At 37.3% G+C, this 15,926-nt stretch carries 12 protein-coding genes; all 12 read right to left on the bottom strand.

Annotation, left to right across the window (positions count from 1 at the left end; all coding sequences use genetic code 11):
* Nucleotides 1-317 precede the first annotated feature (317 nt).
* Nucleotides 318-1,277: an ABC transporter permease gene (locus WQ54_RS08455; RefSeq protein ID WP_046514821.1), complete on the bottom strand. Its 960-nt coding sequence runs from the start codon at nt 1,275-1,277 to the stop codon at nt 318-320.
* Nucleotides 1,278-2,324 (bottom strand): ABC transporter permease, encoded by a 1,047-nt coding sequence (locus WQ54_RS08450; protein WP_046514818.1) that lies wholly within the window; start codon nt 2,322-2,324, stop codon nt 1,278-1,280.
* Nucleotides 2,321-3,850 (bottom strand): ABC transporter ATP-binding protein, encoded by a 1,530-nt coding sequence (locus WQ54_RS08445; RefSeq protein WP_046514815.1) that lies wholly within the window; start codon nt 3,848-3,850, stop codon nt 2,321-2,323. The genes WQ54_RS08450 and WQ54_RS08445 overlap by 4 nt, the downstream gene beginning before the upstream one ends.
* Before the next feature lie 283 nt (nt 3,851-4,133).
* Nucleotides 4,134-5,210, bottom strand: a complete 1,077-nt coding sequence (locus WQ54_RS08440; RefSeq protein WP_046514813.1) for a BMP family protein — start codon at nt 5,208-5,210, stop codon at nt 4,134-4,136.
* A 200-nt stretch (nt 5,211-5,410) separates the two neighbouring features.
* Entirely contained in the window at nt 5,411-6,136 is a 726-nt protein-coding gene (locus WQ54_RS08435; RefSeq protein WP_046514811.1) for a GntR family transcriptional regulator, read from the bottom strand.
* 671 nt (nt 6,137-6,807) lie between these two features.
* Nucleotides 6,808-9,186: a DNA translocase FtsK gene (locus WQ54_RS08430; protein ID WP_046514808.1), complete on the bottom strand. Its 2,379-nt coding sequence runs from the start codon at nt 9,184-9,186 to the stop codon at nt 6,808-6,810.
* Nucleotides 9,187-9,254: 68 nt separating this feature from the next.
* Complete coding sequence (locus WQ54_RS08425; RefSeq protein WP_046514806.1) at nt 9,255-9,512, bottom strand: YlzJ-like family protein; 258 nt, start codon at nt 9,510-9,512, stop codon at nt 9,255-9,257.
* Complete coding sequence (locus WQ54_RS08420; protein WP_046514803.1) at nt 9,509-10,255, bottom strand: ClpP family protease; 747 nt, start codon at nt 10,253-10,255, stop codon at nt 9,509-9,511. Before WQ54_RS08420 ends, WQ54_RS08425 begins: the two co-directional genes overlap by 4 nt.
* A 353-nt stretch (nt 10,256-10,608) precedes the next feature.
* Nucleotides 10,609-12,270: a ribonuclease J gene (locus WQ54_RS08415; RefSeq protein WP_046514801.1), complete on the bottom strand. Its 1,662-nt coding sequence runs from the start codon at nt 12,268-12,270 to the stop codon at nt 10,609-10,611.
* Nucleotides 12,271-12,613: 343 nt separating this feature from the next.
* Complete coding sequence (gene dapA, locus WQ54_RS08410) at nt 12,614-13,492, bottom strand: 4-hydroxy-tetrahydrodipicolinate synthase (RefSeq protein WP_046514799.1); 879 nt, start codon at nt 13,490-13,492, stop codon at nt 12,614-12,616.
* Nucleotides 13,493-13,523: 31 nt separating this feature from the next.
* Nucleotides 13,524-14,741 carry an aspartate kinase gene (dapG, locus tag WQ54_RS08405; RefSeq protein WP_046514797.1) on the bottom strand — a complete coding sequence of 406 codons (1,218 nt, stop codon included), beginning with the start codon at nt 14,739-14,741 and terminating at the stop codon, nt 13,524-13,526.
* Between the two features lie 66 nt (nt 14,742-14,807).
* Nucleotides 14,808-15,851: an aspartate-semialdehyde dehydrogenase gene (gene asd / locus WQ54_RS08400; RefSeq protein WP_046514794.1), complete on the bottom strand. Its 1,044-nt coding sequence runs from the start codon at nt 15,849-15,851 to the stop codon at nt 14,808-14,810.
* Nucleotides 15,852-15,926: the final 75 nt, after the last annotated feature.

The raw sequence follows: 15,926 nt of genomic DNA, 5'->3' as shown, positions 1-15,926 counted from the left end.
TTGTGTAGTAACGAACTAACCTATACTGGGATAAAGTAGCAACTCTAAAAACCGTAAAAAGGCTGTCTAAAAAGGTCTGGCAAGACCTTTTTAGACAGCCCATAAGATAGTAGTGATTATACAAATCTAAACAGCCATTAAAACATACTCTCAAAGTTTAAAGATAATCTACTCATTTGAGTGTGTGATAATACCTATAAAGTTCAGACGAAGGACAAAATTTTCAGTCAGAAAAAAACCAAAAGATAGAACAGAAGATGCTCGAAAAATTTTGCAATCCATAAATGGGAATTGAAGTCCCATTAGGGAAGCCTTACTTATCGTTTTCCTTTTTCATAAGGAGTCCCTAGTGCTTTAGGAGAATCCGCACGACCGATAAATCCAGTTAATGCTAATATCGTTAATATATACGGGAGAATAAGAAGGTACACTGTTGGAACATCTGCTAAGAAAGGAATAGTTCCCCCAATAATACTTAAGCCTTGTGCAAGTCCAAAAAACAAAGCTGCACCCATTGCACCGAGCGGATGCCATTTACCAAAGATGACTGCAGCAAGTGCCATAAATCCTTGGCCGCTTATCGTTGCATGGCTGAAATCCCGAGAAATAATGGTTGCATAAACAGCACCTCCAATTCCGGCAAGTGCACCGCTTAGCATAACCCCAATGTATCTCATTTTCGTGACATTAATCCCCATTGTATCTGCTGCCATCGGGTGCTCGCCGACTGAGCGAAGCCTTAGGCCAAATGGTGTTTTGTAAATGACATACCATACAATAACTGCTAAAAGAATGGCAATGTAAGAAGTAATATATCCTCCTGAGAAAAAGATTTTTCCTAATACGGGAATATCACTTAATAATGGTACATCAAATTTATTAAAACTCACGCTGATTCGGTCTGTTTGTCCTTTTTGGTAAATGTTTTTAACTAAAAACAGCGTTAAACCTAGAGCTAAAAAGTTAATAGCGACACCGCTGACCACTTGATCAGCTTTAAAGGTAATCGATGCAACTGCATGCAGCAAAGAAAAAACAGATGCAGCAATCATCGCAGCTAATATCGCTAACCAAGGTGTTGCACTACCAAAAACATCAGCAAAATTCAAATTAAACACAATACCTACAAAAGCGCCAATGATCATTAAACCCTCAAGACCAATGTTTACTACACCTGAGCGCTCACTAAAAACACCACCAAGAGCAGTGAAAATAAGTGGAGCCGCCACAAATAACGCGGTTGGAATAATTATTTCTAAAGCTTGTAAAATGCTCACTTATTTCCCCTCCTTTTTAAAACGAGATAAAATCCATCTAATGAAATAGCTTGAAGCTACGAAGAAGATAATAAGCGCAATAACGATTTCAACAAGCTCATTCGGAACACCAGCTTCAGAAGGCATATTTAAGGCTCCGACTTTTAATCCGCCAAATAAGGCTGCAGCAAAAAGAATTCCAAGTGCTGAATTACCTCCAATTAGGGCAACAGCGATCCCGTCAAAACCAATCCCTGTGAATCCGCCTTTTACTGAAACATATTCAAACGTTCCTAAACCTTCCATCGCTCCAGCTACACCAGCAAATGCACCTGAAATAACCATGGAAAGAATAATATTTCGATTAACATTCATGCCAGAATAATGTGCAGCATCATGATTAAAGCCAACTGCACGAAGCTCGTAGCCTTTTGTTGTTTTTTCTAAAAGAAACCACATGATAAAGGCAGCAATAAGTGCGATGAAAATACCATTGTGCATGCGTGAATAATCCGTTATTGACTCAAAAAACTCAGATCGCAAGGATGCAGTTGGAAATATCTTTTCTGTTTTATCAGCATTATCAGTAATCACATCACGAATAAGCGCATTTGTTACATGAAGTGCAATGTAGTTCATCATAATGGTTACAATAACCTCATGTACTTTAAATCTCGCTTTTAACAACCCAGGAACAAATCCCCATAGAGCACCAGCTAATCCAGCAGCAATAATGGCAAGTGGAAGATGGATAATAGCAGGTAGTTCAAATGCAACACCAACCCAAACTGCTGCGAGCCAGCCAACAATTACTTGCCCTTCAACACCGATATTAAACAGACCAGTACGAAATGCAAATGCGACTGCTAAGCCTGTTAAGATATATGGTGTTAATTGTCTAATGGTTTCCCCAATATAATAAGGTTCACCAAAAATTCCATACCATAATGCACTGTACCCTGCAATCGGATTATATCCGCTAACTAACATGATGATCGCCCCGCAGATCAATCCTAACAGAACAGCAATAACCGGAATTAATATGTTCATATACCGAGTTAGCTTCATGACTTCTCACCTGCTTTCTGACGCTTACTACCAGCCATAAGTAATCCTAACTCTTGTTCAGTTGTTTCTTTTGGATCAACAATATCGACAATTTCGCCTTCATAAATAACAGCAATGCGATCACTTACATTCATGATTTCATCTAATTCAAAGGAAATAAGAAGCACTGCTTTTCCATTATCTCTTTGCTCAATAAGACGGCTATGAATAAATTCAATTGCCCCTACATCAAGACCGCGTGTAGGCTGTGCTGCAATTAATAAATCAGGATTACGATCAACTTCTCTCCCAATAATAGCCTTTTGTTGATTTCCACCTGACAACGCTCTTGCTAAAGTAGTTGAACTAGGTGTTCTGACATCAAATTCCTCAATTAATTTTTTCGCTTTATCATAAATCGCTTTAAAATTTAAGACACCACTTTTGGAAAATGGAGGCTTGTAATAGGTTTGCAACACCATATTTTCGCCGATAGGAAAATCAAGCACTAAACCATGTTTATGACGATCCTGCGGAATGTGGCCAATACCTGATTCGGTTATTTTCCTTGGGTGTGTGTTCGTAATATCTTTATTATTTATTTTAATACTTCCGGATTCTACTTTTCTTAAACCTGTAATCGCTTCAATTAATTCTGTTTGTCCGTTTCCATCTACTCCAGCAATACCGACTATTTCACCTGCACGAACTGATAAATTTAATGAATTTACCATTTGCACCTGACGATTATCTTTTACAACTAAATTTTCAATTGTTAAAACATCTTCCTTTGGTGTTGCTGGGATCTTTTCGGTTATAAATGAAACCTCGCGGCCAACCATGAGAGATGCAAGTTCATTTGGATTTGTATCAGCAACATTCACTGTACCGATCCCCTCACCTTTGCGGATAACCGTTACTCTGTCACAAACCTCCATAATTTCCTTTAGTTTATGGGTGATCAGAATTATCGATTTTCCTTCACTAATTAATGTTTTCAATATTTGAATCAATTCTTTAATTTCCTGAGGGGTTAAAACCGCAGTCGGCTCATCAAAAATTAATATTTCTGCACCGCGGTACAATGTTTTAAGAATTTCTACCCTTTGTTGTGCACCAACGGAAATATCAGAAATTTTTGCAGTCGGATCAACAGCAAGTCCATATCTCTCTGAAATTTCTTTTACCTGTTTTTCAGCTTCTCTTATGTTAATTGAGCTACCTTTTTTAGGTTCATTTCCTAATATAATATTCTCCGTTACTGTAAATGTATCGACAAGCATAAAATGCTGATGAACCATCCCAATCCCAAGATCATTTGCTATATTTGGATTTGTAATCGCAACTTTTTTCCCTTTTACCCTAATTTCCCCTTTTTCAGGTTGATAAAGACCGAACAAAACATTCATTAAAGTTGATTTACCTGCACCATTTTCCCCCAGTAATGCATGGATTTCTCCTTTTTTTACTTGAAGGGTGATGTTATCATTTGCCACGATGCCAGGAAATTCCTTACGAATATTCAGCATTTCAATAACATATTCCAAACTTGTTCACACTCCTTTTCCAGAACAACCTGTAATAAAACCATTCATTTTGTTAACTTTTGTTACTAAGAACTTAAGCTAGCTGGTATGAAAATCACCAAATGCAAATCATCTAATTAGTTAGAAAATTTGCATTTATTGATTTCAGGAAGAAAGGGGTGACTCATAAGGTAAAAACCTACTCTAACTAAAACTAAATATAGATCTTTTACACTATATCCAATCCACTTAAGTTAGAGAGGTTAGACCTTATATTTTAAGTCAGCCCCTTAATCTGTTTTTGTTATTTAGATGGTACTTCGATCTCACCATTAAGAATTTTTTCTTGATACTCTTTTACTTTTGCTTTCACTTCATCTGATAAATGTTCATCGTGTGGAGCAGGTGCAATACCGATTGCTTCTTCCTCAATACCGTACTCAATCACTTCTCCGCCTGGGAAATCACCAGCTGCAGCCTTTTCAGCAAGGTCTTTAACCGCCACATCTACACGTTTAACCATAGATGTCAACGTTACGTTAAATTCTTTTCCATCTTTCGTTTTACCATTTCCTTCTTCATATTGGTCTTTATCAACACCAATAACCCATACTTCACGATCAGGATTTTCTACTTTTAAGTCAATTGCTTCTGAGAATACACCGTTACCAGTTCCGCCAGCAGCATGATATATAATGTCTGCTCCTCCACCATACATACTAGATGCAATCGCTTTTCCTTTATCAGCAGCATCGAATGCACCAGCATATTGAATATCCACTTTTGCTTCTGGATTTACAGCTTTAACACCTTCTACAAATCCTACTTCAAACTTTTTAATTAAGTCTGATTCCATACCGCCAACAAAACCGACTTTATTTGATTTTGTTGTTAATCCAGCAACAACACCAACAAGGAATGAACCTTGATGCTCTTTAAAAGTGATACTTGAAACGTTTGGCTGTTCTACAACACTATCAACAATAGCAAAATTTACATCCTTTTGTTGCTGAGCTATCTCATCTATTGCCCCTTGCAATTGGTAGCCAATTCCATAAATTAGGTCATAATCCTTACGAGCCAGTGTATTTAAGTTTGTTGCATAGTCTGCATCACTTTGAGACTGCAGATAGTCAAAGCCTTTGCCTTTTTCAAGATTATTCTCTTCTCCATATGCTTGAAGGCCTTCCCATGCTGATTGGTTGAAGGATTTATCATCAACACCACCAACATCCGTTACCATTGCAACTGAAAAGTTATCATCAGCACCTTCTCCGCCGCCTTCTCCAGCTCCCTCATTTTGGCCGCCACCGCCACAGCCTGCTAATAATGTACCTGCAGCTAATACTAAAGATAATGCAAGTCCAAATTTTTTCTTCATTTTTAAAACCCCCTAAAATTAAATAATGTTTAGTTGACTAAACCGCCTTGCCAGTGCGAATATCACCCCCTTAAGTTTATTCATCCTATTTCATAATAAACAAAAATCTAGGAGATAAGCACTAAACCGTGTAGATTTTCTTCCAAAAAATATGTACGAGGACCAAATATGATATCATCATTCTATTTACTATCTTTTACCTAAATCCGCTTTCTTACAACATGAAAACTAAAGTGATCTGCCCTAAAATAGTTTAATGAGTATAAAACTGGGCGGTCTTGATTATCAAAATGCATTTGCTTTAATAAAAGTAATGAAGTTTCGGGATCACATTCTAAAATAGGTGAAATTTTTTCATGATAGCCAATTGGATCAATATGTGTAACTGCATAACTAATATATATATTAGCTTTTTCTTCCAGTAATTGAAATAAGGATTCTTGTTCATGATCAAAGGTTTCTGGTAAAATTTGTGTAGGAATTTTATCAATACAATAAACGACTGGCTCACTGCTTGCAGTTCTTACTCTTTCTAGTAAGAATATTTCCTCTTCCTTGTCACATTTAAACCTTTTCACATCATCGTCTGTTGCTCCTGTAATAGAGGATGATAGAAAAATCGTTCCAGGTTTATGGTTACCCTTTTCAATCATTCCAGTTACACTGTTTAACTGCTCAATACCTGAGGTAAATCTCGGCTTTGAATTAACGAAGGTCCCTACACCATGCCTTCTGATGATAACGTTTTCTTCCTCAAGGATACGGAGAGCTTCTCTTAACGTTGCTCTGCTGACGCCTAATCCTTTGGAAAGTTCAAATTCTGAAGGCAATTTTTCTTTTTCCCGGTATATCCCTTTTTCAATATCTTCTTTAATTTTATCAATAACTTGCAAATACAAGTGACGATTGTCAGATTTAATACTCATAGGTCCGCCCCTTCCTCATTGTATAAGAGATCAGACATCTGATGTTATACACCTATCTCTAATCGAAAATACTATATCATGTTTTTAACAAGAAATAAATAAAAACTATTTATTTTTGTCGAAATTAGTAGAAAACTAAAATAAGTCTCTAAATTAAGTCTTGTTTATCAAGTTTAAAGGTATTTGGCCTTATTATGATCTCTTTTTTTGACATTATTCTTTTCCAAAATTCATTTTGCTTCAGGCTTTATTATTAAGCTCTTTTATCAAAGTGCTGCTTTTTTAAATAAATCGTTATTAACATTACAGTTGCTTTCCGCTGCTGGACTTACCTTTAGCGTCGTGTTGTACACAGGAGTCCCCGCCTAAAATATCAATCAACCCAGTGCACAATTCACATTAAACTTATATTAAAGAAGAATTAACGAAAGTCACTACTTCAATTCTCCTTCTTATTTTCACTCCTTTTTAATAATCCTTATCTATCTTAATAACAACCTTGTTTGCAAAAACAAACATTTAAAAAGAAGGGAATTGCTCATTGCATTTTATTCATTTGATCAAAACATTCAGTTTAAATAATAATATCTTTGCTAATCTTGAGCCAAACCTCAAAAAAAAGACTATACAGGATTTGAATTCTCAAAACTTGTATAGTCTTTAACATAAAGTCATGAAGTTAGCTCTTCATGTTTTTCTTTTGAAAGAAGAACATCACGAGGTTTGCTTCCCTCATATGGGCCAACAACCCCTCTTTCTTCCATTGCATCAATTAATCTTGCCGCACGCGTATAGCCAATCCGGAATCTGCGCTGCAGCATTGATACAGATGCTGTTTGCATATCAACAACAAGCTGTACAGCCTCTTCATATAAATCGTCCTGAACATCACTCGTTGTTTCAACTACTTCTGATGGAATCATCTCTTCTTGATACTGTGCCTTCTGTTGCCCAATAACAAAGTTAACGGTTTGTTCAACCTCCTCATCAGATAAAAAGGCTCCTTGTACACGTACCGGTTTGGATGCACCTACAGGAAGAAAGAGCATGTCACCTCTGCCTAAAAGCTTTTCGGCACCACCCATGTCAAGAATGGTTCTTGAATCAGTTTGAGATGATACACTGAATGCTATTCTTGAAGGAATGTTAGCTTTAATCACTCCTGTGATAACATCAACGGATGGCCGTTGTGTTGCGATGATTAAATGAATTCCGGCTGCACGTGCCATTTGTGAAAGCCTTGTAATGGAATCTTCCACATCTGAAGATGCAACCATCATTAAATCTGCAAGCTCATCTACGATCACGACAATATATGGGAGCTCAGGCTGCAATGCTGCTTCCTCTTGATTATTCCGTCTGATAATGTCATTATAACCTTCAATATTCCGTGTGCCTGTGTGTGAAAATAACTCATACCGGCGTTCCATCTCATTTACTACCTTCTTAAGTGCTTGCGAGGCCTTTTTTGGATCTGTTACGACAGGTGCAAGCAAATGTGGGACACCATTGTACACATTAAGTTCAACCATTTTCGGGTCAATCATCATCAACTTCACTTCATGCGGTTTAGCACGCATTAAAATGCTGGTAATAATACCATTTATACATACACTTTTCCCGCTTCCGGTTGCCCCTGCAACAAGTAAGTGAGGCATTTTATTTAATTCAGCTAAAACTGCATCTCCGGAAATATCTCTTCCTAAACCAATTAACAGCTTTGCATCAGGACGGTCATTTGCTTTGGACTCTAATACTTCTCTTAGAGAAACCATGGCTATTTCTGAATTTGGCACCTCAATGCCTATTGCCGATTTACCTGGAATAGGCGCTTCTATTCTTATATCTTTTGCTGCTAGAGCTAAGGCTAAATCATCACTTAAATTAACAATTTTACTTACCTTTACCCCAACATCTGGATAAACTTCATATTTAGTAACTGCCGGTCCAAGATGGACTTGGGTAACTTTTGCTTTTACCCCAAAGCTTTGAAATGTTTTTTCAAGTTTTCTTGCATTTTCATAAATATTTTTCTTATCGGCTTGTTGAGAGTTATGTTTGGGTGCTTTTAATAAATCAAGCGGCGGCAATTCATAATCTTTGTTCTCTACCTCAACAAATGTCATAGGTTGGAGCATTTGTGTTTCTTCTTCTGAAGATGGTTCAGCAGTTGATTTCTTTGCTTTTAGTTTCTGTTTATGTTCCTGTTCTTCAGCAGGATGTACTTGTTGTGAAGGGGTGTCCATTGTATGTATGACCATTTCCTGCTGTCCTCCCCGTTCAGAGAAACTAGAGATTATTGGCTGCAGCTCTTCTTCCTCTTCACTTAAGTCTGAATCAGCTTCACTTGTTTCTTCCGTTTTTCTAATTTTTCGCTTCTGTTTTTTCTCCTCATGTCTTTTTTTCATGGCTGATGGCAGGCTTTTCATATCATTTTTAAAACCGATTGCTTGACCTTTCATAAATCTTCCAATCGGCACTAATATCTTTGCTAAGGTTGCCTGCAGCGAACGACCAGTAATTAAAATGATTCCAATGACGATTAAAACGATCGCAATTATTTTAGAACCAGCTTCTGCAAAAAGGTAGTAGGAAGCTGCAAATAGCAGAGCCCCTAACATTCCTCCCCCTAAATCAACTGTACTAGCTTCACCTCTTACATCCATCCAAAATAATTGAAGGGTGTTAGAAAGAACACTTGGTGAAGCAAATGTCCCATTATGGGAAAGCATTTTGAAAAGCGTGACATGACTTAATAATAATAATGAAGCTGTCACACAATACACCCCAACCATTTGTCTGTTAAATAATGAGGGAATTTGTCTTTTCCATATTAAATAAAATGAAAATAGAACAACTCCAATGAGAAAAAGCATATACCATTCTCCACTAAAAAAACGAAATAAGTGGACAAAGGTTACTCCCACAAAGCCCAGTTTAGATATAGCAATGAGAGCAATTGCCAAAATAATTAGACCTGCTAACTCATATTTTAAGATCTTTTTCCAATCATCCTTTGTCTTCCTTTGTTTTCTTTTTCGTTTCGCCATAAATAATCACCTATGTATCATTAATATCTGTTTAAGAAATGAATAAAGCAGCCGAAAAACTGGCTGCCTCATCGTTGTCCCCCTATTATACCATAATTATCCTCATTAGTAGAAACGGACATTGTAATTTTTTGTCCCGGACAATACTGACTATCAAGGAAATGGCGTGGATCACTGCTTAAAACTCGAACAATCTCATAATGTGCTTTTGAAGCTTCCTGAACGAGAAGCTGAACACCATTCATTTCAATGACTGATTGTTTTTTAAAATCGTCTTCATGTGTTGGAAACATTAACTGCTCCGGCATCATTGTATAAAAGATCATTGAAGCACCTGCTTTTCATTTGTTTTTTCAAGCATGCTGTTCAGTTTCTGCATCGCTTGACCAACGCCTCCAACCTCATCAATTAATCCGTATTGTACAGCATCTTTTCCAACAACATTTGTCCCAATATCACGTGTTAAATTGCCTTTAGAAAACATTAGCTCTTTAAATTTCTCTTCACTAATATTTGAGTGTTTAGTGACAAAATTAATGACACGATCCTGCATTTTATCTAAGTATTCAAAGGTTTGCGGTACACCAATGACCAAGCCGGTTAATCGGACCGGGTGAATGGTCATTGTCGCTGTTTCAACAATAAAAGAATGATCACACGAAACAGCAATTGGAACACCAATCGAATGGCCACCACCTAATACAATAGATACTGTAGGTTTTGAAATTGTGGCAAGCATTTCGGCAATTGCTAAACCTGCTTCTACATCACCGCCTACCGTATTCAAAATGACCAATAACCCTTCGATGTTTGGATTTTGTTCAATTGCAACGATTTGCGGAATTACATGCTCGTATTTGGTTGTTTTATTTTGCGGAGGAAGCTGGATATGGCCTTCTATTTGCCCTACAATCGTTAAGCAATGTATTTTTGATTCTTGTCCCATTTGCGGAACATTCGTTTGTCCTAGCTGCTGAATTTTTTCAACAATTGTACTTTCTTTTTCTGCTTGCTTTTCATTGCCATCATTTTGATCGCTGCCTTGTATGTAATGATCATGATTTGTCATGTTTCATCACCCTTTCTTTTCATTCTTATTGTAGTATTTACAACCTTACCTATTTCATGCGAATGAAAGGAAATCGTAAAGGGTTCTTTCTAAAGTATGTTATTTTTAGAAAATGCCTTTTATACTTGGCTGTTGATTACAGCTGGGACGTCATCAATTGCTTATGGTCAGAAAGCGCCTTCAGTTCCGGTGTCTGTTAGCACTCCCCTGATCCGTCCTTTTCTTTGAAGTTTCGCACATTTTGTACCAAGCAAAAAAAAGAAGCTGACAGTATTTTGCCAGCTTCATGATCTATTCCTCTTATATTATAAGCGTTTTCACCATTCTAAAATGAAAAGATAGATAGACAATTTTTAAATTTCCATTATGATTGGTAAGATCATTGGTCTTCGTTTTGTTTTTTCATATAGGAATTGATTAAGCGCTTCTCTTATACTAAGCTTTAATGCCGACCACTCTATAGTATACTCTTGCATGCTTTTTTCTACAATAGATGAAACAATCTCTGTGGCATGGCCGATCAGTTCTTCTGATTCCCTGACATATACAAAACCTCTTGTAATAATCTCTGGACCTGAAATAATTTGCTTTTTCTGTTTATCCAGTGTGACAACAACAATTAAGATTCCATCTTGAGATAATAAGCGGCGATCGCGAAGCACGATGTTACCAACATCACCTATGCCTAATCCGTCGATTAAAATATTTCCTGAAGGAACTTTTGCACCAGTATTCACATTGTTTCCTTTAAATTCAATAACATCGCCTTTTTCGACTAAAAAGATATTTTCCTCATTTAAACCTACTTGCTTTGCTAGTTTAGCATGAGCCTTTTGCATTTTATATTCACCATGTATTGGAATAAAATACTTTGGCTTTGTCAGATTGAGCATCATTTTTAACTCTTCTTGGTGACCATGACCGGAAACATGAATTTGTTTTTGCCCGAACACAACGTTGGCACCTGCTCTAAATAATAAGTCGATTGTTTTTGAGAAAACGAGCTCATGGCCAGGGATCGGTGTAGCCGCTACTAGAATAGTATCCCCCTCTTTTACATTTACCTGTTTATGTGACTGTTTGGCCATTCTTGATAACACAGCTAACGGGTCACCTTGATTGCTAGTTGTTAGGATGGTTATTTCATTTTTAGGGTGCTTGTCTATATCGTTTACAGAAATGATTAAGTCTTCTTCAACCTCAATATATCCTAGATGAATTGCTAAAGTAAGGATATTTTTCATATTTTTACCAACAATTGCTAGTTTGCGATTGTTTTTCACAGAAGCGTTTATGACTTGCTGAATTCGATAAAGGTTGGAAGCAAATACTGCAACAATGACTCTGCCTTCTGCATCATACATAACATCAGAAATTTCACTGCCGACAATCGCTTCAGATCCGGAATAGCCAGGTTTTTCAGCATTGATACTGTCAGATAATAAACATAACACACCTGATTCGCCAATCTTAGCTATTTTTGCGATATCCATTAGATTCTCACGGATTGGTGTTTGATCAAACTTAAAATCACCTGTATGAACAATCGATCCCATTGTTGTAGAAAAACTAATACCAACAGAATCCGGGATACTGTGATTGGTTTTAAAGAAAGAAATGTTTGTACTGGAGAAACGCAACAATGTTTCACTATTTATTTCTTTCACTAAAACATTTTGTTTCATACGGTTTTCTTTTAATTTTTCACTTACAAAAGCCAATGTCAGCTTAGTACCGTAAATAGGAATACTTAAATTATTTAAAAGGTAGAAAATTCCTCCGATATTCTCATCATGTCCATGTGTTAAAAAAATGCCTTTTACACGATCTTTATTTTCTTTTAAATATGTAATGTCCGGTATAACCATATCAATACCCAACATTTCACCTTCAGGATACATTAACCCTGCATCAACGACAAAAATATCTGTGTTGATCTCCACAACAAACATATTTTTACCGACTTCACCTACGCCCCCCAAGGCAATTAATTTTATAGTTTCTGTCTTTTCCATGATTTAATAAATCCTCCCCACTGAAGTACCCGTTCAACGTCACTTAGAAACATTATAACTGATGAAAGAAATGGAATACAAGGAAATTTTGGCCGTATAGCTTTTCATGTAAACTTCCGGTCAAAAAATCTCCATATTAAGGGGGATTACACGAAGGCCGAGCTGTAAAAAAATTGCCGGCTTTACAACTGTGCACGCGGATGTCGGAAGGCCATCTCCAACTTTTCTTCATAATTTCTCTTACATCATAAAGGCTGGGTTTTACCTGTTTCTTCAGATTGGGATAAAGTAATTTAGGACCTGATCCAAGCGGACCAGACCCTAATAAATAATGTGCATTAACTTATTTTAGGCAGTTATTCATAACCGCAATTAACTCATTGCGTTCAGTGCTTGTTAATGGAACCAACGGCAATCGCACTGAACCAACATCAATTCCTTTAACTTGCAAGGCTGTTTTTACTGGTGTTGGGTTTGGGGCTGCAAATAGCTGCTTTACAACCGGAAGTAATGTGCGATGTTGCTTTGCTGCAGCAGCATAGTCTCCATTAATAAATGAAGAGATCATTGATTGCATTTCTGTTCCAGCAATATGGGAAGCAACAGAGACAACTCCAACTCCGCCGATTGATAATACTGGCAATGTTAACGCATCATCTCCAGTATAAAGTGCGAAATCATCTTTCGTTCTTGAAATAATTTCTGACATATCATCTAAATTACCGCTAGCTTCTTTAATTGCCACAATATTAGGAAGCTCCGATAATCTTACAATTGTATCTACGGTCATATTTATAACACTTCTGCCAGGAATATTATATAGCATGACTGGAAGATTTGTTGATTCAGCGATTGCTTTAAAATGTTGATAAAGCCCTTCCTGACTCGGCTTGTTATAATAAGGAACAACGAGCATAATCGCATCAACGCCCGCTTCCTCAGCTTTTTTTGTTAAATGAATGGACGCAGCAGTATTGTTGCTGCCCGTTCCAGCAATAACAGGCACTCTGCCATTAACTTCTTTAACAGTATGTTTAAAGAGAGCAATTTTCTCTTCTGTACTTAATGTTGGAGATTCACCAGTTGTACCGGCAATAACCAATGAATCAGATCCATGATTGATCAAATAGTCAATTAATATTGATGTTTTTTGAAAGTCGATATTTCCATTTTTATCGAATGGCGTTATCATCGCTGTAGAAAGCCTGCCAAAATGAATCATTCTAAACTCTCACTCCTCTTTTTGCCAACTCTTAATTTGAAAGATCGAATGCTTCGTGTAAAGCATTAACTGCTTTTATCATATCCTCTTCTTTTACCAGTACCCAAATCGTAGTATGACTATCTGCGGATTGCAGAATTTGGATGCCTTGTTCAGATAATGCGGTGACAATTTTAGCAGTTACACCAGGAACACCCATGATCCCGGCTCCAACTGTTGACACCTTAGCACAATGTCTATTTATGATTGGTTCATACCCTAATGATGTTAAGATTTCAACCGCTCGATCTGTTACCTTATCTGGCACTGTATAAATGACACCCTTAGGAGTAATGTTGAAAAAGTCAACACTTATCCCATCACGTGCCATCGCTTTAAATACTTCTTTCTGGACATCATATTGTCCTTCCTTAGCATTCACTTTGATTTGAGTAACATTCGAAACATGGGCAATTCCGGTTATTAGACGTTCATAAACATCACTGCCTCGTTTTTTCGAATGATTTGATGTAACAAGAGTTCCAGATGACTGCGAATAAGTAGAACGAACTCTGATCGGAACTTCTGATTGCATTGCAATTTCAACAGCACGAGGATGGATGACCTTTGCCCCTTGATAGGCAAGGTTAACAATTTCTGTATAGGTAACTGTCGAAAGTGGTTTAGCGTTTTCTACAATCCGAGGATCCGCGGTCATTACTCCTTCAACATCTGTAAAGATATCGACAAATTCAGCTTCCAAAGCCGCTCCCAATGCTGCAGCTGAAGTATCACTTCCACCTCTGCCAATTGTTGTGATATCACCGGTTTTTATAGACGCTCCCTGAAATCCCGCCACAACGACAACATCATGGTCACGGAGTGTTTCAAGCAGGCGATCACACTTCATTTCAAGGATTTTTGCATTCGTATGCTCATTGCTGGTTACAAAGCCTGCCTGAGCTCCATTTAATGCAGCTGCTTTTATTCCATTTTGATTCAACATACTTGAAAACACGATGGATGAAATCATTTCTCCACAGGAAAGAAGCATATCCTGCTCTCTGTTAGAAATAATCTCGACATCTCCATATAGTAATCCCAGCAATGTATCGGTTGCATATGGATCACCTTTCCTGCCCATGGCAGAAACAACGACTACTACCTTATATCCATTTTCAATCGCTTCTTTTATATGGGCTAATGCCATTTTTCGCCCGTGGTCATCCTTTACGGACGTTCCTCCGAATTTTTGCACGATAATTTTCATTGTAACACCTCTACTATAGACGTGAGAGAAGAGAGCTGGTTATCCATGCTCTCTTCCTGATAAGAATTAAACTAATTGTAATTTAACAAGACTTTCTGCAATTTGTACTGAATTCCATGCCGCACCTTTTAAGAGATTATCGGAAACAATCCACATATGAAAACCGTTTTCGCGGTCTAAATCCTTACGAATTCTGCCCACAAATACATCGTTTTTACCTACGCAATCTGCCGGCATTGGATAAATCTGCTGTGATGGATCGTCTTGCAATGTTATTCCATCTGAATCTCTTAATAATTCTTTTACTTGGTTTGCAGAAACATCGCTTTGATCAAGTTCTACATAGACAGACTCTGAATGCCCCGTTTCAACTGGTAAACGAACACAAGTTGCTGCTACTTGAAGCTCAGGCATATTCATAATTTTTTTCGTTTCATTGATCATTTTCATTTCCTCAAATGTAAATCCATTGTCTTGGAATTTATCAATTTGCGGAATTGCATTAAATGCAATTTGATAGTGTTTTTCATCACCTTTTACAGGAAGAATTTCCGGAGTATATTCTTCGCCATTAAGGATCGCTTGAGCTTGTTGTTTTAGTTCATTAATTGCTGCAGCACCTGCACCTGATACAGCTTGATAAGTTGAAACAATTACTTTATTTAAGCCATATTGCTTGCGAAGCGGTTCTAGTGCAACAACCATTTGGATTGTTGAACAGTTTGGATTTGCAATGATTCCATTGTGGTTTCTTAACTCTTCTTCGTTTACTTCTGGTACAACCAGTGGGACATTTTCGTCCATGCGGTATGCACTTGTGTTATCAACCACTATCGCTCCACGTTTTACCGCTTCAGGCGCAAGTTGTTTTGATACACCACCACCCGCACTAAATAAGGCAATTTGTACTCCTTCAAAGCTTTCCGGTGTTGCTGCCTGCACTATATATTCTTCGTTTCTGAACGTAATTTTTGTCCCGGCAGAACGTTCAGACGAAAGCAAAGTTAGTTTTGAAATTGGGAAATTACGTTTTTCCAGAGTTTGAAGCATTTGCTGCCCCACTGCTCCAGTTGCTCCGACTACTGCTACATGATAACCTTTTGCTTCCATTAACACTAGCTCCTTCCAGCTATCTTAATCAGTCATATTAAAATAGCTTCAAATCATTTACGTACTATTCTATCA

This window comes from Bacillus sp. SA1-12 (genome assembly GCF_000981385.1).
In the GTDB taxonomy this organism is placed as follows: Bacteria; Bacillota; Bacilli; order Bacillales; family Bacillaceae; genus Metabacillus.
Note: the sequence above shows the minus strand (reverse complement) of the source record. Positions and strands in the feature narration are given on the sequence as shown.